This window comes from Psychrobacillus sp. FSL K6-2843, from assembly GCF_038626375.1.
GTDB classification, from domain to species: domain Bacteria; phylum Bacillota; class Bacilli; order Bacillales_A; family Planococcaceae; genus Psychrobacillus; species Psychrobacillus faecigallinarum.
Map to the genome: position 1 here is coordinate 70,734 of NZ_CP152021.1, position 21,576 is coordinate 92,309.

Annotated in this window: 21 protein-coding genes and 2 tRNA genes; 20 read left to right on the forward strand and 3 right to left on the reverse strand. The window is 38.9% G+C overall.

Going from position 1 to position 21,576, the window contains the following annotated elements; translation table 11 throughout:
* The first annotated feature begins 12 nt into the window (after positions 1 to 12).
* The 3 genes from MKY94_RS00350 to MKY94_RS00360 all read left to right on the forward strand — a co-directional run bounded on the left by MKY94_RS00350 (position 13) and on the right by MKY94_RS00360 (position 1,535).
* Positions 13 to 444, forward strand: a complete 432-nt coding sequence (locus MKY94_RS00350; protein ID WP_144541508.1) for a S1 domain-containing RNA-binding protein — start codon at positions 13 to 15, stop codon at positions 442 to 444.
* Between the two features lie 321 nt (positions 445 to 765).
* Complete coding sequence (locus MKY94_RS00355) at positions 766 to 1,224, forward strand: DinB family protein (RefSeq protein ID WP_151111847.1); 459 nt, start codon at positions 766 to 768, stop codon at positions 1,222 to 1,224.
* Positions 1,225 to 1,343: 119 nt separating this feature from the next.
* On the forward strand, positions 1,344 to 1,535 hold the full coding sequence (locus MKY94_RS00360; RefSeq protein WP_342577787.1) for a hypothetical protein: 192 nt from the start codon (positions 1,344 to 1,346) through the stop codon (positions 1,533 to 1,535).
* A gap of 435 nt (positions 1,536 to 1,970) precedes the next feature.
* On the opposite strand, the gene MKY94_RS00365 is transcribed toward MKY94_RS00360, so the two are convergent.
* The 3 genes from MKY94_RS00365 to MKY94_RS00375 form a co-directional block, all read right to left on the reverse strand.
* Positions 1,971 to 2,702, reverse strand: a complete 732-nt coding sequence (locus MKY94_RS00365; RefSeq protein WP_154311957.1) for a nucleotidyltransferase domain-containing protein — start codon at positions 2,700 to 2,702, stop codon at positions 1,971 to 1,973.
* Between the two features lie 66 nt (positions 2,703 to 2,768).
* Positions 2,769 to 2,840 (reverse strand) — tRNA-Glu (locus tag MKY94_RS00370).
* Positions 2,841 to 2,846: 6 nt separating this feature from the next.
* Positions 2,847 to 2,920: transfer RNA gene (locus MKY94_RS00375), tRNA-Met, on the reverse strand.
* Positions 2,921 to 3,217: 297 nt separating this feature from the next.
* On the opposite strand from MKY94_RS00375, the gene MKY94_RS00380 reads away from it, so the two are divergent.
* The 17 genes from MKY94_RS00380 to lysS all read left to right on the forward strand — a co-directional run bounded on the left by MKY94_RS00380 (position 3,218) and on the right by lysS (position 21,323).
* A complete protein-coding gene (locus MKY94_RS00380; RefSeq protein WP_144541500.1) occupies positions 3,218 to 5,590 on the forward strand; it encodes a SpoIIE family protein phosphatase in 2,373 nt (790 codons plus the stop codon).
* A gap of 62 nt (positions 5,591 to 5,652) precedes the next feature.
* Entirely contained in the window at positions 5,653 to 7,047 is a 1,395-nt protein-coding gene (gene tilS, locus MKY94_RS00385; protein ID WP_151111838.1) for a tRNA lysidine(34) synthetase TilS, read from the forward strand.
* Positions 7,048 to 7,059: 12 nt separating this feature from the next.
* On the forward strand, positions 7,060 to 7,602 hold the full coding sequence (hpt, locus tag MKY94_RS00390; RefSeq protein WP_144541496.1) for a hypoxanthine phosphoribosyltransferase: 543 nt from the start codon (positions 7,060 to 7,062) through the stop codon (positions 7,600 to 7,602).
* A gap of 185 nt (positions 7,603 to 7,787) precedes the next feature.
* Positions 7,788 to 9,821: an ATP-dependent zinc metalloprotease FtsH gene (ftsH, locus tag MKY94_RS00395; protein ID WP_144541493.1), complete on the forward strand. Its 2,034-nt coding sequence runs from the start codon at positions 7,788 to 7,790 to the stop codon at positions 9,819 to 9,821.
* Positions 9,822 to 9,934: 113 nt separating this feature from the next.
* Positions 9,935 to 10,717, forward strand: a complete 783-nt coding sequence (locus MKY94_RS00400) for a type III pantothenate kinase (RefSeq protein WP_144541491.1) — start codon at positions 9,935 to 9,937, stop codon at positions 10,715 to 10,717.
* On the forward strand, positions 10,718 to 11,599 hold the full coding sequence (hslO, locus tag MKY94_RS00405; RefSeq protein ID WP_151111834.1) for an Hsp33 family molecular chaperone HslO: 882 nt from the start codon (positions 10,718 to 10,720) through the stop codon (positions 11,597 to 11,599).
* Positions 11,583 to 12,512 carry a peptidyl-prolyl cis-trans isomerase gene (locus MKY94_RS00410; RefSeq protein ID WP_151111832.1) on the forward strand — a complete coding sequence of 310 codons (930 nt, stop codon included), beginning with the start codon at positions 11,583 to 11,585 and terminating at the stop codon, positions 12,510 to 12,512. The genes hslO and MKY94_RS00410 overlap by 17 nt, the downstream gene beginning before the upstream one ends.
* Before the next feature lie 310 nt (positions 12,513 to 12,822).
* Positions 12,823 to 13,746, forward strand: a complete 924-nt coding sequence (gene cysK / locus MKY94_RS00415; RefSeq protein WP_144541485.1) for a cysteine synthase A — start codon at positions 12,823 to 12,825, stop codon at positions 13,744 to 13,746.
* Positions 13,747 to 13,918: 172 nt separating this feature from the next.
* Positions 13,919 to 15,298 (forward strand): anthranilate synthase component I family protein, encoded by a 1,380-nt coding sequence (locus tag MKY94_RS00420; protein ID WP_342578637.1) that lies wholly within the window; start codon positions 13,919 to 13,921, stop codon positions 15,296 to 15,298.
* A complete protein-coding gene (gene pabA, locus MKY94_RS00425) occupies positions 15,295 to 15,882 on the forward strand; it encodes an aminodeoxychorismate/anthranilate synthase component II (protein WP_342577788.1) in 588 nt (195 codons plus the stop codon). Before MKY94_RS00420 ends, pabA begins: the two co-directional genes overlap by 4 nt.
* On the forward strand, positions 15,883 to 16,722 hold the full coding sequence (pabC, locus tag MKY94_RS00430; protein WP_151111826.1) for an aminodeoxychorismate lyase: 840 nt from the start codon (positions 15,883 to 15,885) through the stop codon (positions 16,720 to 16,722).
* Between the two features lies 1 nt (position 16,723).
* Positions 16,724 to 17,581, forward strand: coding sequence for a dihydropteroate synthase (folP, locus tag MKY94_RS00435; protein WP_342577790.1), 858 nt, complete (start codon positions 16,724 to 16,726; stop codon positions 17,579 to 17,581).
* 3 nt (positions 17,582 to 17,584) lie between these two features.
* A complete protein-coding gene (folB, locus tag MKY94_RS00440; protein WP_342577792.1) occupies positions 17,585 to 17,950 on the forward strand; it encodes a dihydroneopterin aldolase in 366 nt (121 codons plus the stop codon).
* A complete protein-coding gene (gene folK, locus MKY94_RS00445; protein ID WP_151111820.1) occupies positions 17,947 to 18,465 on the forward strand; it encodes a 2-amino-4-hydroxy-6-hydroxymethyldihydropteridine diphosphokinase in 519 nt (172 codons plus the stop codon). The genes folB and folK overlap by 4 nt, the downstream gene beginning before the upstream one ends.
* A gap of 2 nt (positions 18,466 to 18,467) precedes the next feature.
* Positions 18,468 to 18,638 carry a helix-turn-helix transcriptional regulator gene (locus tag MKY94_RS00450; RefSeq protein WP_340843977.1) on the forward strand — a complete coding sequence of 57 codons (171 nt, stop codon included), beginning with the start codon at positions 18,468 to 18,470 and terminating at the stop codon, positions 18,636 to 18,638.
* Positions 18,638 to 19,663, forward strand: coding sequence for a tRNA dihydrouridine synthase DusB (gene dusB / locus MKY94_RS00455; RefSeq protein ID WP_151111818.1), 1,026 nt, complete (start codon positions 18,638 to 18,640; stop codon positions 19,661 to 19,663). The genes MKY94_RS00450 and dusB overlap by 1 nt, the downstream gene beginning before the upstream one ends.
* 169 nt (positions 19,664 to 19,832) lie before the next feature.
* Positions 19,833 to 21,323: a lysine--tRNA ligase gene (gene lysS, locus MKY94_RS00460; RefSeq protein ID WP_151111816.1), complete on the forward strand. Its 1,491-nt coding sequence runs from the start codon at positions 19,833 to 19,835 to the stop codon at positions 21,321 to 21,323.
* The last annotated feature ends 253 nt before the right edge of the window (positions 21,324 to 21,576 follow it).

Sequence of the window (21,576 nt, forward strand, 5' to 3'; positions counted from 1 at the left end):
AGCATTTTTTTTATGTCAATTGAAGTAGGCAGCAAGGTACAAGGTAAAGTAACAGGAATCACTAACTTCGGAGCGTTCGTTGAGCTTCCTGGGGGCTCAACAGGTCTAGTTCACATTAGTGAAGTTGCAGATAACTATGTGAAGGATATTAATGAGCATTTAAAAGTAGGCGATATGGTCGAAGTAAAAGTGATGAATGTTGAAGCGGATGGCAAAATCGGCTTATCTATTCGTAAAGCAAAGCCACAAGCAGAAAGACCAGAGAGACCAGAACGTCCTCAGCGTCCACGCAATAATAACCGCCCGAACGATCGTGATCGTCCGAGCAAAGAGAATTTTGAGCAAAAAATGGCAAGATTCTTAAAGGATAGTGAAGATCGTTTGTCTACGTTAAAACGCGCAACAGAGTCTAAACGCGGTGGTAGAGGCGCAAAACGAGGATAATATGCTGTCTGTTTTATCGGTAGAAAAAATGTTTAATAGATGTGGAAAGGTGTTAGCATGGCTAACGCCTTTTTTGTATGGTAAATATTTTCACTATTGGAACAAATGAGGTAAAATATATATGTAATTTAAAATAAATGAATTTTATTAATAGAACACACAAGCATCTAGTTGAATGTTCGATACAGACAAGAACCCCTAACGGCACCCGTACTTTGGGTTTATCTCATGGGAAATGTGAATTGACTTAAATGAAAAATGATTAATTGTAGAGTGATTGGGTAGTTAAATATTACGAACTATCAGTTTAGGAGGCAAAGCATGACTAAAGATGAAATACTAAAAGCGCATCAGCAATATTTAGAGTGGTTGGATTCTCTTGAGAGCTTAAGTGAAGAAGAAGGGAACACTCCTTACCGTGAAGGAAAATGGACGCCAAATGAAATTATTATGCATATGGCGGAATGGGACAAGTTTACGTTACAGGAACGTCTACCTTTAATGAAAGAAGGAGAAAAACATCAAGCGTATCCAAATTTCGAAGACTTCAATGCAAAAGCTGCAGCCCTTGCTAATGAACAAACATTTAAAGAAACCATTGCTCATGCAAAAGAACAGCGCAAAGCCATCATGGGAGAGCTTAAGAAGATTGATGAAATAGAATGGGATAAATATTTTTATATTGGGGATCATTCCAGCACTATACGCAACTATTTCACTGACTTCCTGGAGCACGACCTACATCATCAAAAACAGATTTCACCAGGCTATAGTAGTTAAATTCATAGTTAAAATTGCAACCCGTAGACCAATTTGAAAGCAATATATGGTCTGCGGGTTTTTAATGTTTAGGAGATTAATAAAATTTTGGGAAAGAAGTATGCTAGGGGGATTAATGAATGATAAAGAGAAACTCAGCGAAGGCTATTATAATTGATGATAAGAGAATATTAGTTATAAGCTCCATGAAAATAATGAAATCTACTATATTTTGCCGGGAGGAGGGCAAGAGACGGGGGAAATTTTACATGAAGCCCTCAAAAGAGAGTGTAGGGAAGAGGCAGGAGCAGAGATTATCATTGGAGATATAATATTTGTGCGAGAATATATTGGGAAGAACCATGAATTAGCAGGGAGACACGGAGATTATCATCAGACGGAGTTTATGTTTTTATGTAAAGTCGAGCCGTTAAACTTCGCAAAAAGTACTTTACCTGATAGAGGCCAAATCGGTTTAGAGTGGATACCTATTTCCAGCTAATGGAATATAATTTTTCTCCTAAAGGCTTGAGACAACATATAGTTACTTATTTTAAGGAAGGAAAAGCACAGGTCTATGTCGGAGACATTAATTAATAGATAGAGCTTTAGGGCTTTAAGAAGTGCAGAATACAGATTGTGAAGAAAATTTCTCATAGAGAAACTCCGACCTCTTTGAAAATGTATACAGTTTGAGCCCACTTTATAGTGGGCCTATATTTGGTTGGCTCAAAACAAAATAAGTACTTTTCTATGTCGGAAAACGGTTAGTGATCGTTACTGGTAGATTTACCTAATGAAAAACCTTCAAACAAGCGACCACCAAATGGTTCTAGTATTTCGTCGACAAGCTCGATAATTTTTACTTTATCCCGATGCTTGTAATAGGCGTCGAAGACTTCAATAAATTTATGAGCAAACGATTCGTCAAATTGCTTCAATGCGCGATATCCCCACTTAGAAGTACCAACCCACTGACGATTCACTCTTAACACAAATTCGCTAGCTAGCTCTAGGAGGGTATGGACAATAAAGATATCCTCTTCGGGGGTTGTACTTCCGATAAAATCGTCTAAAACATCTGTAAGAAAATAGCGCTTCAATGTAATGGTAGCTTTTGACCATTCCTTCGGTCCATTCGACAATAACAAGCGGGCTTCTCCTTGAATAGACGATAATAACCCATCATCCTTTAAAACCATTCCCTCGACTATCATCTTCGGAAGCGATGGCTTAGCCCTCTCGCAATCCAACTCAAAGTAATGTTTGTAGGAACTTAAATTATGGATAAATACTTCTACAGGCCACCCTTCTACATAAAAGGACTCTCTAAAAGCTGAAAGAATACTATTATCAAAAATTACAATATCCAAGTCAGATGTGGAAGTACCTTCTCCACGAACAATACTCCCAGCCAAAATGGCACCCTGACAGTGAGGATAATATTGCTGAATAAAGTGATTAGCCACTGCAATTGGATCGTTTTTTTCCTTAAACACTTTCTTGCCCCCTTTTATTAAAGGATAGCAAAAAAGAGGCTGCATTTGTGCAACCTCTTTTTAAGATGACCCCTACGGGATTCGAACCCGTGTTACCGCCGTGAAAGGGCGGTGTCTTAACCGCTTGACCAAGGGGCCGTATAATGGCGGCCGAGGGGATCGAACCCCCGACCTCACGGGTATGAACCGTACGCTCTAGCCAGCTGAGCTAGGCCGCCGTTTTAACGAACAAATATCATATTACAAGCGTTTGGACAAAGTGTCAATACTTTTTTGAAAAGATATTTTAAAAAATATATCTACAAAAAAAACTGACAATTTACGTGGCTGCAAAAGCACCTAAATTACTAGGTTTTTAAAGAAGTATGGACCTTAAGTGTAGGCCTCATATTTTAATATTCAAATCATGGTATATCAGGTCGAAAAGTTTTTGAGAGGAGTGTCAGGAAGAGACATACTTTTTGAAATGCAGTAGGTATACTTCGAACATGAGTTGAATAGGGAGGTATACAAATATGAAAACGATTTACGAACAAGAACAAAAAAGAAGCTTTGCGTGGAGAAGGGTAGTAGAAAATATTCAGGCAAGAAAGGTCACCATCTCTTTAATGGTCACATTCTTTGTTCTTTCTTTTTTCTTAGCCCAGGTTGTTCTATTCGAGGCATCGGTCCCATTTTTCTTACCTATATGGGCGTTGGTTAATTTAAGGTTTCAACGTTTTATACCTTGGACGTTTGCAGGAGCACTTTTGGGTAGTATGACGCTTGGGCTAGGACAATTACTAATCCATGTATTTCAAGCGGTATTTTTTACACTTCAAGGAAAAAGGTTTATAGAGAAAATCCCAATACCTTTATTTGTCCTGATAGATGTTGTCCTTATTCAATTGATTTGGCAATTTGTATCGTATGGCGGCGCCGTTCCAATGTCTATTTTGTTAGCTATAGGCTATGAGGGAATCTTAAGTTTGTTCATGACTATCTTTTTATTTCAGTTATTTCTTCCTTTACCTGAGTTCCTCCATAAGAGATGGACTATGGAAAGGATGGGATCAGCTTTATTGATAGGGGCATTAGTCTTGACTGGCATGTCTTCTTTAATAGTTGGTTACGTCTCTGTTCCGTTAATTATTGCGCATTTAGTAATTGTTGTAGCTGCCGCGGTAGGGGGTGTTCAGCTTTCTACTGTTGTAGCAGTCCTGGCAGGTACGATATTAAGTATCTCCACCTTAAGCTTCAGTGGAATGATTGCCGTTTATGCCTTGACTGGTTTTTTAGCAGGCTTGCACAAAAGATTTGGCCGGCTTTGGCAAGCATTTAGTATGCTAGGTGCAACTTTTTTCTTTATCTTATATGATCATACACTGCCATTAGATTCCGTTTATATCGGTTCTCTAGTAGCCGCCTCACTAATCTTTTTTATGATTCCCTCGAAGTGGATTAAAGATGTGAAGGAGCAGCTATACCCAGATACGACTCATGTCCTTTTGAGAAGGCAAAAGTGGATGACAGAGAAGGTGAATCATCAGCTACAGGAATTTCAGCATTTTGTAGATTTTATCACACGTTTTATATCGGATCGTTTTGAACCTAAATCGGCAACCGAGGAAGTAGTGGAGCCATTAGCAGCTTGTCAGTCTTGCTTTCATTATGAAAAATGTTGGGGGGAGAAATCTAACGGAATACCGAGTCTTATACAACAATGGGAGGACCAACCAAGAAAAGCGAGAATTCAGCTGGAGAAGAAGATGCAATATAAATGCGTTAAACCACTTCAAATATTGCAAGAGTTAAAGGAAAGAGAGGCGAAAAGACAGCTAGCATATGAAATGCAGCACGGTAAGAAAATGTTCGCACTAAAGCTGAGAGATATGGGAAATCATATGAGTGAGCTAATGAACAACTTAGAAAATAATGTATCGTTATATACATCACATGAAGAGGAAGTGAAGCAAAAATTTCAACAATGTAATATTCCGTTTTATCAAATAGACATTTTAAATATTGATGTAGGACAGATGGAGGTAGTCTGCTGTTTGCCAGTAGAGTCGAGAGGCAAAATGATAGGCGAACGATTGATCATACCAATCCTCTATGAACTATGGAAGGAGCCTTTTGAGATAACCTCCATGAAAGAAGTGCATCAGCCGTATGAGCATATTCAAATGACATTTAAATCATCCGTTAGATTTAATATTTCCCACGATATATTTACTTCCTCAAGTAGAAATACAATCTATTCTGGGGATGCTCATGCTGTATTTCCTTTACATCCCGGATTACTTGCAGTTATTTTATCGGATGGAATGGGCAACAATGTAGAAGCACACCGTGAAAGCAGAAGGGTTATGCAATTTATGAGAGAATGCCTTAACAAAAAAATGGATCCTGAAACGACCATGCATACGTTGCATTATATGATGAGCCTACAGGATGACTCTGATAGCTACGCAACCGTTGATCTGGCACTAATTGATCTTCAGAAGGGGGAACTATGGTCTTGGAAAGCAGGCAGTATGTCTACTTATCTAATTCGAGGAAATGAGATGAGGAAAATAGAAAGTAAACACGTTCCATTCGGCTTCTTACCTACGTTCTCGATAGAGGCGAGAAAGGTCGATATTAAGGACGGCGATATATTATTAATGTTATCGGATGGGGTGTTTTCAGCAAATACAACTATAGAGAAGCAGGAGGCATATTATAAAAAAGTATTACAGGATCCTTCTATGAACGCAGAGAAATTCGTAAAAATATTAGAAGAAACTTACTCATTACCAGGAGATGATCGCACGGTTATTTTTATGCACGTAAAGCATACTGTTCCGGAATGGTCAATATTTTCACCTAGACAAGCATCTAAGTTCCATGAAAAAATGGTACACTAGACTAGTATAAATGCTTATATAGAAGAGAATTATGTAGATAGATTGAAGGGAGAGATGAGAAGATGCATTCATTCGTTCGGAAGGTGAAGCAATATATAGACCGATACCGATTGATTGAGAAAGAAGAGCGTCTTCTTATCGCTTGTTCTGGTGGAACAGACTCTGTTGCTATTGTACTTGCGATGAAGGAATTGGAAAGCTTTTATCATTGTGAGTTAGGCATTGTTCATACTGACCATCAGTTAAGAGGTAAGGAATCTGCAGAAGATATGGAATTCGTTAAAGAGTTGGCGAATCAGTTAAACCTTCCTTTCTATTCTGCAGCATTAGAGGTTATGCGAAGAGTGGAGGAAGAGGGGGGCAATGTCCAAGTAATTTGTAGAGAAGAACGGTATGCCTTCTTTAATCACGTTATGAATACCAATAGTTACGATAAGCTTTTACTAGGGCATCATGCTGACGATCAAATTGAAACTGTCTTAATGTCTCTAATCCGAGGTACTAATAGTTCCACTATTACCGGGATACCTAAAAAAAGGCCTTTTTCTAGGGGACAAATTATCCGTCCTTTTTTAGGAGTTACAAAGCAAGAAATTGAAGAATATCTTTTAGACAAAAATCAACTTCATAGACATGACCCAAGCAATGACAAACATACATATACAAGAAATCGAATCCGTCATCGATTAGTGCCTCTCTTGAAGGAAGAAAATCCAAATGTAAGCGATCGAATAATGAATTTCGTAGAAAAACAGCTTCAGGATGAAGAGTATCTTCAAGAGGTGGCTAATGAAAAGTATGAACAGCTTGTGACAGTTAATGAGGAAGGGGTATTTGTTATAGATTCTGTAAGCTTTTCTACAGTTCCCATTGCTTTACAAAGAAGAGTGATTCTACTACTATTAGAGTATCTATACAAAAACTCCGATATACTACTTAACGATCGAATGATTGAATCCATTCTTACAGCTTGCAATAATCATGATGGCAACACAGTATTAAACTTGCCAAATGCTGTTACTCTCACACGCCATTACAATCACATACAATTTACTCCGTATCATAAGGAACCTGTAGTTAGTCAGGAAATTGTAATGAAGGAAGATTGTTGGATTGATTGTGGTGCAGGTTTTTTCATCTACTTGACGAGAAATTTAACAGACCAAATTACCGGTGAAAAGTATTTTGTACAATTAGAGGGTGAATCTTTGCCGCTTACTATTAGACAAAAGACTCAGGGCGACCGGATCCATATCAAAGGAATGTCCTCCTCTAAAAAAGTTTCCCGTTTATTTATCGATGAGAAAATCTCTCCTGAGGCCCGTTTATCTTGGCCATTACTAGTAACAGCTAAAAATGATATAATTGCAGTAATTGGCTTACGCTATGGAGAACAATTTTCGAAGCAATACAACTCGCAAAATTATGTAATGTATTTAAAGCGTATTAATCATTAGGGGGACTAAAAAATGCTAGAGAAAGACATACTAGAGATTTTATTGACAGAAGAACAGATTCAAGAGAAAACAATTGAGCTTGGGGCACAACTGACTGCTGACTATGCGGACAAGTTTCCACTTGCAATAGGAATCTTGAAAGGTGCAATGCCATTTATGTCTGATTTGATGAAACGTGTAGATACATATATTGAAATGGACTATATGGATGTTTCTAGTTATGGAAATGCTACTGTTTCTTCCGGAGAAGTAAAAATTGTAAAAGACTTGAATACAAGTGTGGAAGGGCGCGATATTCTAATTATTGAGGATATCATTGATAGCGGTATGACGTTAAGCTATTTAGTGGACCTATTTAAGTACCGCAAAGCAAAATCAATTAAAATTGTCACACTGTTGGATAAGCCTACGGGTAGAAAAGTAGATTTAGAAGCAGATTATGTTGGTTTTAATGTCCCAGATGCATTTGTTGTTGGTTACGGATTAGATTATGCAGAAAAATACCGAAACTTACCATATGTTGGTGTGCTAAAAAAAGAAGTTTATTCTTTTTAAGCTAGGTTTTGTAAACGTCTAATTGCTCATTTCTAGCAAAATTAGAATTTTGAAAGAAAAACAGCAATAGAGGACATAGCCTTAAATTTAAGTTCCTTTTTAAGAAGGCTTTTCATTGTACGCCAAAAAAAACGTATGTTAAGATAATCATTAGTTTTTCTGTTTACCTTGTGAGGAGGCTAGGAATGAATCGAGCATTGCGCTACGCCATATTGTATTTATTGATATTTTTTGTGATTGTAGGTATTTTTGCTACGTTTAACACAAATAATACCCCTACTAAAAATATTCGCTATGATGAATTTATGACTTCACTTTCAAAAGGTGATGTTACCAACTTTTCAATGCAACCAGAACAAGGTGTTTACTTTGTAGAAGGTTCCATGAAAGGATATGAGGAAGGAGAAAAGTTTTTAACTAAACTTCCTTATAATAGTGAAAAATTGCTAGATAGAATAGATTCACTAGCAACAGCAAATTCAGTGAAAATTGATGTAATTGAAACTTCTAAAACAAGTGGCTGGGTACAATTCTTCACTGGCTTACTACCTTTCTTGATTATCATCATTTTATTCTTCTTCTTATTGAGCCAATCTCAGGGCGGTGGTAACCGTGTGATGAACTTCGGTAAGAGTAAGGCAAAACTGTATGATAACGACAAGAAAAAAGTTAAATTCCCAGATGTTGCAGGTGCAGATGAAGAAAAAGCAGAACTAGTAGAAGTTGTAGATTTCTTAAAAGATCCACGCAAATTCGTGGAAATTGGAGCACGTATACCGAAAGGGATTCTTTTGGTAGGTCCCCCAGGTACTGGTAAAACATTACTTGCTCGTGCTGTAGCTGGCGAAGCTGGAGTACCTTTCTTCTCAATCAGTGGTTCTGATTTTGTTGAAATGTTCGTCGGTGTCGGGGCATCACGAGTACGTGATTTGTTTGAGAATGCGAAGAAAAATGCGCCATGTATCATTTTCATCGATGAAATTGATGCAGTTGGTCGTCAACGTGGAGCAGGTCTTGGTGGAGGTCACGATGAGCGTGAGCAAACACTAAACCAATTGCTAGTTGAGATGGATGGTTTTGGAGCAAATGAAGGTATTATTATCATTGCGGCTACAAACAGACCAGATATTTTAGACCCAGCACTTCTTCGTCCTGGACGCTTTGACCGTCAGATTACTGTAGGTCGCCCGGACGTGAAGGGCCGTGAAGCAGTACTTCAAGTACATGCACGTAACAAGCCTTTAGATGACACAGTGGACTTGAAAGCGATTGCTCAACGCACACCAGGATTCTCAGGAGCAGATTTAGAAAACTTATTGAACGAGGCTGCACTTGTTGCTGCTAGAAGAAATAAGAAAAAAATCGATATGTCTGATATTGATGAAGCAACGGATCGCGTTATCGCTGGACCAGCTAAATCAGGTAAGGTTATATCGCCAAAAGAACGTAAAATTGTTGCCTTCCATGAGGCTGGGCACGTAGTTGTTGGGTTAACTCTAGATGACGCAGAGATCGTTCATAAGGTAACCATTGTCCCTCGTGGGCAAGCTGGAGGATATGCAGTAATGCTTCCAAAAGAAGACCGTTACTTCATGACTAAACCAGAACTTCTGGATAAAGTTTCAGGATTACTTGGTGGACGTGTTGCTGAGGATATCGTCTTTGGAGAGGTATCTACAGGTGCTCACAATGACTTCCAGCGTGCGACAGGTATAGTGAGAAAAATGGTCACTGAATATGGTATGAGTGACAAGTTAGGACCAATGCAATTTGGTCAAACTCAAGGAGGAAATGTATTCTTGGGCCGCGACTTTAACTCAGAGCAAAACTATTCGGATAAGATTGCTTATGAAATCGACCATGAAATGCAAACGATGATTAAAGAGCAATACGAACGAACTAAACAGATTTTAACAGAGAAACGCGATTTGTTAGATTTAATCGCAAATACGTTATTAGAGGTTGAAACGTTAGATGCTGCTCAAATCTTACATTTACAAGAGCATGGAACTCTTCCGGTTCGTGAATACGACCAAGATAACCAAGCTGTTGATTTAAGTAAAGATGAGAAATCTGATGCTACAGGTGCAGTTTCTGACCCTACTATTGGTGACTTACCAAAAGAGGATGGAGAAACTAGCGAGGCAGGTCCTATTCAAGAGGAACGTCCAGATGATACATCAGGTCCAATTCAAGAAAAACGACCTACAGATAAATAATAATATATAAAAGCTGAGTGATTTTCGTCATTAGACGAGTCACTCAGCTTTTTTATTCCGTGGGAAATATGGTATGATGTTTTGGAAATCTACGTAAAGTGAGGAAAAGCTTCATGATACTTGTGCTTGATACAGGAAATACGAACATTGTTTTAGGAGTTTATCAAGATGATCAGCTGATCCATCACTGGAGAATGGAAACAGACCGTCGTAAAACAGAGGACGAATTCGGGATGCAGGTCAAAGCACTTTTTTCCCATGTGAATATATCCTTTGAACAAATAGAAGGTATTATTATTTCCTCGGTGGTTCCACCAATCATGTTTTCATTAGAGGCAATGTGTAAAAAATATTTCGGTATAAAACCCTTAGTAGTAGGTCCCGGTATAAAGACGGGATTAAATATAAAATATGAAAACCCACGTGAGGTCGGTGCAGATCGTATTGTCAATGCAGTAGCGGCAATTCATGAATATGGTGCTCCTTTAATAATTGTTGATTTTGGAACAGCAACAACATACTGTTATGTCAACGAAAAAGGAGAGTATATGGGAGGAGCAATAGCGCCCGGCATCGGAATCTCCACAGAAGCATTGTTTGAAAAGGCTAGTAAACTTCCTAGGATTGAACTTACTACTCCCGAGCATGTTATAGGAAAAAACACAGTTTCTGCCATGCAGTCAGGGATTGTTTTTGGATATGTGGGGCAGGTTGAGGGCATCGTAAATAGGATGAAAAAAGTTTCTAAAAAGGCACCAAAAGTTATCTCCACAGGAGGGCTAGCTTCTTTAATAGGAAATGAGTCGACTGTCATGGATATCATTGATCCCTTCTTGACATTGAAAGGGTTATATTTAATTTATCAACGAAATTTAGAAGAAAGAGGTATAAAATAAATGAATGATTATTTAGTAAGAGCTCTGGCTTTTGAAGGCAGTGTACGAGCATTTGCAGTTCGCACAACAGATACAGTAGGAGAGGCGCAACGACGTCATCAAACGTGGCCAACTGCCTCTGCAGCACTTGGTAGATCAATGACAGCAGCCGTTATGATGGGGGCAATGTTAAAAGGTGAGGACAAGTTAACGGTTAAAGTGGAAGGCGACGGTCCTATTGGTCCAATGATCATTGATAGCAATGCAAAAGGTGAGGTTCGTGGATATGTAACCAATCCTCAAGTACATTTTGACTTGAATGCCGTTGGTAAGCTGGATGTTCGTCGTGCAGTAGGAACAGAAGGTACTTTGACTGTTGTGAAGGATTTAGGTATGCGTGATTTCTTTACAGGACAAGTACCAATTGTTTCTGGCGAAGTAGCAGAGGACTTCACGTACTATTATGCAGTATCTGAACAGGTTCCTTCCTCTGTAGGGTTAGGGGTTTTAGTAAATCCAGATAACTCTATTTTGGCGGCTGGAGGATTTATCATTCAGTTATTACCAGGAACAGATGATGAAACAATTACAATTATTGAAGAACATTTAAATAAAATGGAACCAGTGTCCAAGTTAATCGAAAGAGGATTAACTCCCGAGCAACTATTGTTTGAAATTTTAGGGGAGGACAATGTACAAATATTAAATAATATGCCTGTGGCGTTTGAATGTAATTGCTCTAAAGATCGATTTGGCAGTGCTATTATTAGCTTAGGAGAAAGTGAAATCCGGGACATGATAGAAGAGGACGGAGGAGCAGAGGCTCATTGTCACTTCTGTATGGAAAAATATAATTACTCAGTAAATGAACTGGAGTCCTTTATCGATGAAATCAATTCATAATAATATTCCATCTCAACCTAAACGACATTTAAAAACTAAACCGGTACTTGTAGTACTTGGTATACTTTTACTTGGCAACCTACTTTGGTTTATAGCTTGGTTAATACCAAATGATCGACAAGCAAAAGCATCTGAAGAAGTCGCGTCAGTTGATGGAAAGGTTATTACGAAAGAGCAATGGATGGCTTCAATGGAAATGGTGTATGGGAAAGAAGTACTCTTGGACATGGTTAATGCAGAGGTAATGGAAGCTGCAGCTAAGAAAAATGATATTAAGGTAACAGATGATGAAATAAATTTAGAACTGGCATTAATACGTTCTACAAGGGAAGGCACAGACACTTCCCTTCAAGCATATGACGAAGAGGTATTAAGGAAAAAAATTCGCGCTCGTCTAATTTTAGAAAAGGTATTGGCAAAAGATATTAACGTAGAGGCGAAAGAGATGAAAGATTTCTATGAAAATAACAAAAATCTCTACAATATCCCAACTTCCTATCGTACTAGTTTAATTTATATTGCTACAGAAGAGGAAGGTAATGCTGTTTTAACAGAATTAAAGGATGGCTCTTCCTTTGATGGATTAGCAAGAGAGCGCTCCATAGATCCTAGCTCCGCGAGCTTAGGGGGAGATGTCGGCTACATTTCAAAAGGCACTGATTCGATAGATGAGGCTATAGTTGAAGCTTTAGCTAAGGTTAAAGAAGGAAAAACGAGTGGGGTAATTGAGCTTAAGGATGGCAGGTACGCGATAGCACTTGTACAGAATATATTTGAAGGGCAAGCCTTCTCTTATGATGAAGTAGAAGGTCATATAAAGCGAGAGCTTGCGCTGAGCCAAATACCCCAATCCGTAACTCAAGAATCATTCTGGCAGGAATATAAAGCAGAGTGGATATACGGTGAACAATAAACAAAAATATTTTTTAATGCAATAGGCGATGGACAAAGAAAAGTGAGAATCTCAATTCTTGGTTTTCTTTGTCTTTTTATTTATCGTAAAGAAAATAAGTAGTTTTGTATTGATCGAGAGAATTGTAGGTAGACTATTTTTGTTTGAAGTCGCATAAAATTAAGAGAGGCTCCAATAATTTAGTGGATCTTACCTCGAAAAAATTTACTTTATTTGGCGAACTGTATTAATTGACAGTAGTTCTCTAAGATTGATATGATATAGGAAATAAAACCTATCAATCAAGTAGGGATTAGGAGTGAATCGTAGAATGGCAAAGTTAGCGAATAGTGTAGCGGATTTAATAGGTAAAACACCGATTGTCAAACTAAACAGAGTGACTAACCCAGAAGATGCTGAAGTTTACGTAAAATTAGAATACTTCAACCCAGGTAGCAGCGTAAAAGACCGTATTGCTCTAGCAATGATTGAAAATGCTGAAAAATCGGGTAAATTAACTGCTGACAGTACTATTATCGAACCGACTAGCGGAAACACAGGGATTGGACTTGCGATGATTGCCTCAGCTAAAGGGTATAAAGCGGTATTAGTAATGCCTGATACAATGAGCTTAGAGCGTAGAAACCTACTTCGTGCTTACGGTGCGGAATTAGTTTTAACTCCTGGAGCAGACGGTATGAAGGGAGCAATTGCGAAATCGCAAGAATTAGCGGACAAAAATGGCTGGTTCATGCCCCAACAATTTAATAACCCAGCTAACCCAGAGGTACATCGTTTAACAACTGGTCCTGAAATTGTTGAAGCGTTTGACCAATTAGATGGATTTGTTGCAGGAATAGGTACTGGTGGTACAATCACAGGTGCTGGTGGCGTGTTGAAGGAAAAATTCCCAAACATTCATATTGCTGCTGTTGAACCAAAAGATTCTAGTGTTCTTTCTGGTGGTAAACCAGGACCCCATAAAATCCAAGGAATTGGAGCAGGATTTGTACCAGAAGTATTAGATACAGAGTTATACAATTCCATTATTCAAGTTTCTAACGAGGACGCTTATGCAACTTCTCGTGAAGTAGCTAAAAACGAAGGGATTTTAGGCGGAGTATCTGCAGGAGCTGCTATATATGGAGCGCTTCAGCTGGCAAAACAGCTTGGCAAAGGTAAAAAAGTTCTTGCTGTTATCCCTGATAACGGTGAGCGTTACTTAAGCACACCTCTTTATCAATTCGAAGACTAATTAAGTGCTTGGGATGTTAATTTCATAATAGTTGATTTCATGAGAGGAAGTTTATTTACTTCCTCTCTTTTTTGTGGCAAAAAGCAACAGTTTCGCGTTAAGATGAAGTCAGATTGTTTTTTTAGGGGGATAAAAAATAGTGGAATTACACCTTGATACACATTCTTTTCAAATGTCTAAAGAGGCATTTTTTTATGGATATAAAGAACTTACCAAAAATGAAACACATCATTTGTTCTTAGAGAGCGGGAGAGGTGGGCATCTTTCTGTTGCAGCATGGAATCCTTTAGCTACTGTCAAGTCTGATGAGAAGGGAATCCACATTGTTTGGAGAGAAGGAGAAAAAGAATTTAGAGAAGGTGAACCTTTAGAGGAGCTAGAGCGACTCATTGCTGAATATAAAATCCTTTACGATGAAAAGCTTCCCGATTTTCAAGGAGGGGCTGCTGGTTTTATTAGCTATGATTATGCTAGAAAGATAGAATCCCTACCAAATCTCTCAAAAGACGATTTGCAAATACCGGATATCTATTTTTACCTGCTAGACTGCTGGGCTGTTTTAGATGTGGAGACAGAAGTGGTAACACTGATGAAGCTCTCCAACAGTAAAGAGGACTTAGTTAAAATGGAGGAACAATACAGACAGGCAGCTGACCAGGGCATATCGTCCAGAATATTTCTACCGGGAGCTGCCACGGAATTTCATGAGGATTCAGCTCAGCTACATGTATCTGTTAGTGCAGAGGAATTTAAAGCCGCTACTCTAAAAATTCAAGATTATATTGCTCAAGGAGATGTATTCCAAGTTAATTTATCAGTTCGCCAATCAAAAGAGTTAAAGGCATCACCCGTCGAGATGTATGAGGCATTACGTACTTTCAATCCTTCTCCTTATATGGCGTATATACATTCTCCGGACTTTGCTGTTGTATCGGGATCTCCAGAACTGTTAGTGAAGAAAAAGGGAATGGAACTTTCTACACGTCCTATTGCTGGTACAAGATCTAGAGGAAAAGACGAAGCAGAGGATATATTGTTGGCTAATGAGCTGATTGAGAATGAAAAAGAGCGTGCTGAGCATGTAATGCTTGTTGATTTGGAACGGAACGATTTAGGACGTGTTTCTGCCTATGGCACCGTTGAAGTGAATGAGTTCATGGCGATTGAGCGATATTCTCATGTCATGCATATCGTCTCCAATGTAAAAGGAGAGTTACGTCCTGGTGTCACAAAAGCAGATATAGTACGGGCAATGTTCCCAGGTGGTACTATTACTGGCGCTCCTAAAATAAGAACGATGGAAATAATTGAAGAATTAGAGCCTGTGCGAAGAGGTTTGTATACAGGTTCTATAGGATGGCTTGGTTATTCAGGGGATATAGAGCTTAATATTGTTATCCGGACGGCGTTTATTCAAGATAGAATGGCACATATTCAAGCTGGAGCAGGTATTGTGATTGATTCGAAGCCTAGCGCAGAATATAAGGAGTCGATTAACAAAGCGAAGGCATTATGGCAGGCGAAGGCAATGGCAGAAGGGGGAAGCAAATGATATTAATGATTGATAACTACGATTCTTTTACCTACAACCTTGTGCAATACATCGGAGAGCAGGGTGTAGAGGTAAGGGTCGTCCGTAATGATGAGCTTTCTATAGAAGAGATTGAACGATTGTCACCTCAAATCATCGTGGTGTCTCCCGGTCCTTGCACTCCGAATGAGGCAGGCATTAGCTTAGATGTAATAACCTATTTCGCAGGAAAAATTCCTATACTAGGGGTTTGTTTAGGGCATCAATCAATTGGTCAAGCTTTTGGCGGTAAAGTAATTCGCGCAGAACGATTGATGCACGGGAAAACGTCTCTAGTCTTTCATGATGATAAGGGTGTAAATAAGGATATGCCTAACCCGTTCCATGCTACTCGCTATCATTCTTTAATAGTGGAAAGAAAATCCCTTCCAGACTGTCTTGAAGTTACATCGTGGACGGAAGAGGGAGAAATAATGGGGCTGCGTCACAAAGAGTTTGCGGTAGAAGGTGTACAATTCCATCCCGAATCTATTATGACGGAGGAAGGGAAAAAGCTTATCCAAAATTTTGTAAAAGATCACTGTTACGCTAAGGAGATGCTTTAAATGGAGGCATGGAAGGATGGACAGCTATTTAAAGCAAGTGAACTGACAGTATCAGCCTATGATCATGGCTTTTTGTATGGTCTAGGTTTTTTCGAAACGTTTCGAACTTACAATGGCGAAGTTTTTTTGTGGGACGAGCATTGGTCAAGACTCTCGAAGGCGCTGTCAGACTTTCGAATAGCAATACCATATGAGAAGCAGTCTATTCTGAAGGCTGTGAATTTATTAACAGCAGCGAATAACGGGGAAGATGGATATTTTCGATTAAATGTCTCTGCAGGCATTCATGACATTGGTCTTCAGCCAAGCGATTATCCTCAACCAACCGTTATTATATTTCGAAAGCCTCTTCCTTCTACCGTACGAGGAAAAGAGAAGTCAGCAATTTGGTTAAAGACTGTCAGAAATTCTCCAGAAAGCTCCATACGTCATAAATCCCATCACTTTGCAAACAATGTTCAAGCTAGATTTGAAATAGATTCTTTGGCCACGCAGGAAGGAATTTTTGTAAATGCAGAAGGTTTTGTTGCAGAAGGCATTACTTCTAATGTCTTTTGGGTGAAGGACGGTAAAGTATATACTCCCTCAGTAGAGACTGGTATTTTAAATGGCACGACTAGGAAATGGATTTTAAAAAACTGTACAATGGATATAGCGGAAGGTCTTTATACAAAGTCTCAACTAGAATTGGCGGATGAGGTATTTATAACAAACGCAGTTCAGGAAATAGTTCCGATTAAAAGTATTGGGGAGAAACAGTTTTTGGGTAACCAGGGCCCTGTTTATAAAGTGCTTCATAAACAATACGTAGAATGTATAGAGGGAGAAAGGAGGACATAGCATGAATTTACAATACAACTCGCATCCACTTGAAATGGGAGGAGTCACTCTAGATTTTCGAAATGAAACAATCATAATGGGTATTCTAAACGTGACGCCAGATTCTTTTTCAGATGGAGGAAAGTTTAATGAGATAGAACAAGCTGTTGCTAGAGCAAAACAAATGGTGGCAGAAGGAGCAAAGATAATAGATGTGGGAGGAGAATCTACAAGACCGGGATACACACTCATATCTGACGAAGAAGAAATTGCACGTGTGGTACCTGTCATTAAGGCTATCAGTCAGCAGGTAAATGCTATTATTTCTATTGATACGTATAAATCTACTGTTGCAAGAGCAGCTATAGAAGCTGGTGCCCACATTATTAATGATATTTGGGGAGCCAAGAGAGATACCAAGATTGCCGAGGTGGCAGCAGAATTGAATGTCCCTATTATTCTAATGCACAATCGAGATAATGAAGACTATGTAGATTTTTGGACAGAAGCGAAGCGGGATTTAGAAGAAAGCATTCAAATTGCAAGGTCAGCAGGTATTCCTCATGAAAATATTTGGTTAGACCCCGGTATTGGATTTGCGAAGTCTCACGAACAAAATATTTTAATGATGCAGCATTTAGCTGACCTAGTGGATATGGGCTACCCAGTATTGCTTGCTACATCCCGTAAGCGCATGATTGGCAATGTGTTAAATTTACCTGTGGACGAGCGAATGGAGGGCACAGGAGCCACTGTTTGCTATGGTGTCCAGCTTGGCTGTCATATAGTAAGAGTGCATGATGTCATGGAGATTGCAAGAATGACAAAAATGATGGATGCTTTAATGGGCAAAGGCACCGATATGAAAGTGGAGGGTTAACGAATGGATTATATTCATTTAAACGATTTAGAATTTTACGGCTTTCATGGAGCGCTTCCAGAGGAAACAAAGCTTGGTCAAATTTTTAAAGTGACAGTGACGCTTGCTTGCGACTTAAAAAAAGCTGGAGAAACAGATAATTTAGACGAAACGGTTAACTATGCTGAGGTATTTGAGCTTTGTAAGGAAATAGTGGAAGGAAAACCTTATTTGTTAATAGAAGCTGTGGCTGAGAGAATTGCCTCTCGAATACTGGAGGAGTATAAAGAAAAGGTAAGTGGATGTCGAATACATTTAGTGAAACCAAATCCTCCGATTATTGGGCACTACACTTCGGTGGCTGTCGATATAACGAGAGGTACAATATGAATTTAGCATATATTTCTCTAGGTTCTAATATTGGAAATCGTTTAGAGTTTTTACAAGAGGCAGTCGGTTTATTGAAAGAGACAAAACAGATAGAGGTAAAAAGGATGTCATCGGTCTATGAGACAGATCCAGTGGGATACGTGGACCAAGCCGCTTTTTTAAATATAGTCGTAGAGCTTAAGACTTTATATTCTCCTCATGAATTATTAAAAAAATGCAACGAAATAGAGGACTTGCTCGGAAGAAAGAGATTAGTTCGCTGGGGTCCGAGAACTGTAGACCTTGACATTTTGTTGTATAATGAAGAAAATATGAAAACGGAAGACCTAATCATTCCTCATCCTAGGATGACAGAAAGAGGGTTCGTGCTTGTTCCGCTTGTGGAAATAAACTCTGAATTAGTCCATCCAAGTACAAAACAAGCTTTTTCGAATATAGTGCATGATCAGAAAGAGGGCGTCCATTTATGGAAATCGTTCGATGGGGTCGACGCATTCGTGCATTTCGAAGGTTAAAGATGATTAAGCAAGTAGAACTTGCAAAAGAAATGGATATGTCTGTGTCTATACTTGGCAAAATAGAACAAGGTAAGCGTGTTCCAACCGAAAAACAGTTGGAAAAAATAGCTGCCATACTCGATATAAAGCTAGAAGAACTAAAAGGAGTAGCAGAAGAAGGTGAAGAATAATGACTAACGCATCAACTAAACCATTTCAAATTGGTAAGCACGTAATGGATAACCGAGTAGTTTTAGCTCCTATGGCTGGCATCTGTAATTCAGCATTCCGCCTAACAGTAAAAGAATTTGGAGCAGGACTAGTCTACGCTGAAATGATCAGTGATAAAGGGATCGTGTTTAAGAACGAAAAGACTTTGAGCATGCTTTATATTGATGAGCGAGAAAATCCACTATCACTTCAGATTTTTGGTGGTGAGAAGGAAACACTTGTAGCAGCTGCTAAGTATGTAGATGAACATACTTCTGCAGACATTATAGATATTAACATGGGGTGCCCAGTTAACAAGATTATAAAATGTGAAGCTGGTGCAAGATGGCTTCTAGACCCTAACAAGATATATGAAATGGTTTCTGCAGTTGTAGATAACGTAAAAAAACCGGTAAGTGTTAAAATGCGCACTGGCTGGGATGAAGAGCATTTATACATGGTTGAAAATGCTCAAGCTGTGGAACGAGCTGGTGGAGCAGCGGTTGCCGTTCATGGACGTACTCGTGTACAAATGTATGAAGGTCATGCAAATTGGGATTTAATCCGCCAAGTAAAGGAAGCAGTAAATATACCAGTCATCGGTAACGGTGATGTAAATACACCGCAAGATGCGAAGCGTATGTTAGAGGAAACAGGTGTCGACGCAGTAATGATTGGACGCGCTGCTTTAGGGGATCCATGGATGATTTATCGTACAGTGGAATACCTAGAAACAGGAGAATTGAAACCAGAGCCGACAGTCCAAGAGAAAATAGATGTGTGTTTATTACATTTTGATCGTTTAACAGCTTTAAAGGGAGAGGGCATTGCGGTTCGTGAAATGCGTAAGCATGCATCTTGGTACCTTAAAGGCATTCGAGGGAATGGTACAGCAAGAAATATGATTAACCAAACAGAAACTGCTCAAGAGCTTAAGGACTACTTACGATTCTTTGCAGAAGAATCCTCAAAGGAATATAATGAGGCTAGTACAATTCTTGCTTAATTAGTGGGCTGTCACGACAAGTGGCGGCTCTTTCCGTTTTTATCATACGTCAGAAAAATGAAAAATCTTCGATTGTGAAATAAAAGATGAAGAGAACCCTGAAATTGTGTACAATAAATGCAACGTAAATGATACTTGCGAATAATAGATTGCAAAAGGAGTGAAGGAAATGTCTAACATGGAAGAATTAAATGATCAACTTTTGGTGAGACGCCAGAAGATGACTACCATACAAGAAAAAGGATTAGATCCTTTTGGTGGTAAATATGAAAGAACTCATTTAAGTGATCAAGTTATTGCTGAATTTGATGAGTTCACAAAAGAACAGTTAGAAGAAACATCTCACGAAGTAGTGGTTGCAGGTCGAATTATGACCAAGCGTGGAAAAGGGAAAGCTGGCTTTGCGCATATCCAAGACTTGGGTGGGCAAATTCAGATATATGTACGAAAAGATGCAATCGGTGAAGATGCCTATGAACTATTTACAACAGCTGACTTAGGAGACATTGTAGGAGTTCGCGGAAATGTATTTAGAACTCAGGTAGGTGAATTGTCAGTAAAAGCAACAGAATTTACCTTCTTAACAAAGTCATTACGTCCAATGCCGGAAAAATTTCATGGCTTAAAAGATGTGGAACAACGCTATCGCCAACGCTATTTAGATTTAATGACTAGCGAGGAAAGCAAAAATACATTTATCACTAGAAGTCGAATCATTCAATCGATGCGTCGTTACTTAGATAGCCAGGGCTACTTAGAAGTAGAAACACCATTGTTACATACTGTAGCAGGAGGGGCAGCAGCTCGTCCGTTTATTACGCATCATAATGCGTTAGATATGGAGCTTTACTTACGTATTGCAATCGAATTACATTTAAAACGCCTAATTGTAGGTGGACTGGAAAAGGTATACGAAATAGGTCGTGTGTTCCGTAACGAAGGTGTATCTACTCGACATAACCCAGAGTTTACAATGATTGAGTTATATGAGGCGTATGCTGATTATAAAGATATTATGAACCTGACAGAGAACATGGTAGCGCATGTAGCGCAGGAAGTTCTAGGTTCTTCTACCGTTAAATATGGAGACGATGAGATTAACTTAGCGCCTGGCTGGAGACGTTGGCATATGGCTGATGCGGTTAAAGAGACAACTGGAGTTGATTTCTGGAAAGAGATGACGAAAGAGGATGCTCATGCATTGGCTAAAGAACATGGTGTAGATGTGAAACCTTCTATGGAAGTAGGTCATGTGTTAAATGAATTCTTTGAGCAAAAAGTAGAAGAGACTTTAGTTCAACCAACATTTATCTATGGTCATCCAGTAGAGGTTTCTCCGCTTGCGAAGAAAAATCCAGAAGATGGACGCTTTACTGATCGCTTTGAGTTGTTTATAGTTCGTCGTGAGCATGCTAATGCGTTCACGGAGTTGAACGATCCTATCGATCAACGTCAACGCTTTGAAGCGCAATTAGAAGAAAAAGCTGCTGGAAATGATGAAGCACATGAAATGGATGAGGATTTCTTAGAAGCTTTAGAATATGGAATGCCACCTACAGGAGGACTAGGAATCGGGATAGATCGTTTGGTGATGTTATTAACAAATTCTCCATCTATTCGCGATGTCCTATTATTCCCTACAATGCGTCATAGAGATTAAAAGGAACAAGGAAAGAGATACTACCATTGGTAGTATCTCTTTTAATTTATATCACTATATATAGTGCGCCGAAAGTTTTATTTATTTTTTTGTATAAAACCCTTGTAATAGGTGCACACATGGTGGTATAGTAATCAAGTTCTCATTTTTACTTCGAATTTCACGAAAAACAATTTAAAAAAAGTTGTTGACATTGAAAAGTAGATTTGGTATGATATTAAAGTCGCCAAAACGAAATGGCGCAATGAACATT

What these genes read in the sequence shown, in the direction of transcription:
- MKY94_RS00450 (WP_340843977.1), top strand. Translation starts at nt 18,468, where the DNA reads ATGATTAAGCAAGTAGAACTTGCAAAAGAAATGGATATGTCTGTGTCT.
- folK (WP_151111820.1), top strand. Translation starts at nt 17,947, where the DNA reads ATGAATTTAGCATATATTTCTCTAGGTTCTAATATTGGAAATCGTTTA.
- MKY94_RS00380 (WP_144541500.1), top strand. Translation starts at nt 3,218, where the DNA reads ATGAAAACGATTTACGAACAAGAACAAAAAAGAAGCTTTGCGTGGAGA.
- MKY94_RS00350 (WP_144541508.1), top strand. Translation starts at nt 13, where the DNA reads ATGTCAATTGAAGTAGGCAGCAAGGTACAAGGTAAAGTAACAGGAATC.
- MKY94_RS00400 (WP_144541491.1), top strand. Translation starts at nt 9,935, where the DNA reads ATGATACTTGTGCTTGATACAGGAAATACGAACATTGTTTTAGGAGTT.
- dusB (WP_151111818.1), top strand. Translation starts at nt 18,638, where the DNA reads ATGACTAACGCATCAACTAAACCATTTCAAATTGGTAAGCACGTAATG.
- hslO (WP_151111834.1), top strand. Translation starts at nt 10,718, where the DNA reads ATGAATGATTATTTAGTAAGAGCTCTGGCTTTTGAAGGCAGTGTACGA.
- cysK (WP_144541485.1), top strand. Translation starts at nt 12,823, where the DNA reads ATGGCAAAGTTAGCGAATAGTGTAGCGGATTTAATAGGTAAAACACCG.
- hpt (WP_144541496.1), top strand. Translation starts at nt 7,060, where the DNA reads ATGCTAGAGAAAGACATACTAGAGATTTTATTGACAGAAGAACAGATT.
- pabC (WP_151111826.1), top strand. Translation starts at nt 15,883, where the DNA reads ATGGAGGCATGGAAGGATGGACAGCTATTTAAAGCAAGTGAACTGACA.
- pabA (WP_342577788.1), top strand. Translation starts at nt 15,295, where the DNA reads ATGATATTAATGATTGATAACTACGATTCTTTTACCTACAACCTTGTG.
- MKY94_RS00420 (WP_342578637.1), top strand. Translation starts at nt 13,919, where the DNA reads ATGTCTAAAGAGGCATTTTTTTATGGATATAAAGAACTTACCAAAAAT.
- folP (WP_342577790.1), top strand. Translation starts at nt 16,724, where the DNA reads ATGAATTTACAATACAACTCGCATCCACTTGAAATGGGAGGAGTCACT.
- MKY94_RS00410 (WP_151111832.1), top strand. Translation starts at nt 11,583, where the DNA reads ATGAAATCAATTCATAATAATATTCCATCTCAACCTAAACGACATTTA.
- tilS (WP_151111838.1), top strand. Translation starts at nt 5,653, where the DNA reads ATGCATTCATTCGTTCGGAAGGTGAAGCAATATATAGACCGATACCGA.
- MKY94_RS00360 (WP_342577787.1), top strand. Translation starts at nt 1,344, where the DNA reads ATGATAAAGAGAAACTCAGCGAAGGCTATTATAATTGATGATAAGAGA.
- ftsH (WP_144541493.1), top strand. Translation starts at nt 7,788, where the DNA reads ATGAATCGAGCATTGCGCTACGCCATATTGTATTTATTGATATTTTTT.
- MKY94_RS00355 (WP_151111847.1), top strand. Translation starts at nt 766, where the DNA reads ATGACTAAAGATGAAATACTAAAAGCGCATCAGCAATATTTAGAGTGG.
- lysS (WP_151111816.1), top strand. Translation starts at nt 19,833, where the DNA reads ATGTCTAACATGGAAGAATTAAATGATCAACTTTTGGTGAGACGCCAG.
- folB (WP_342577792.1), top strand. Translation starts at nt 17,585, where the DNA reads ATGGATTATATTCATTTAAACGATTTAGAATTTTACGGCTTTCATGGA.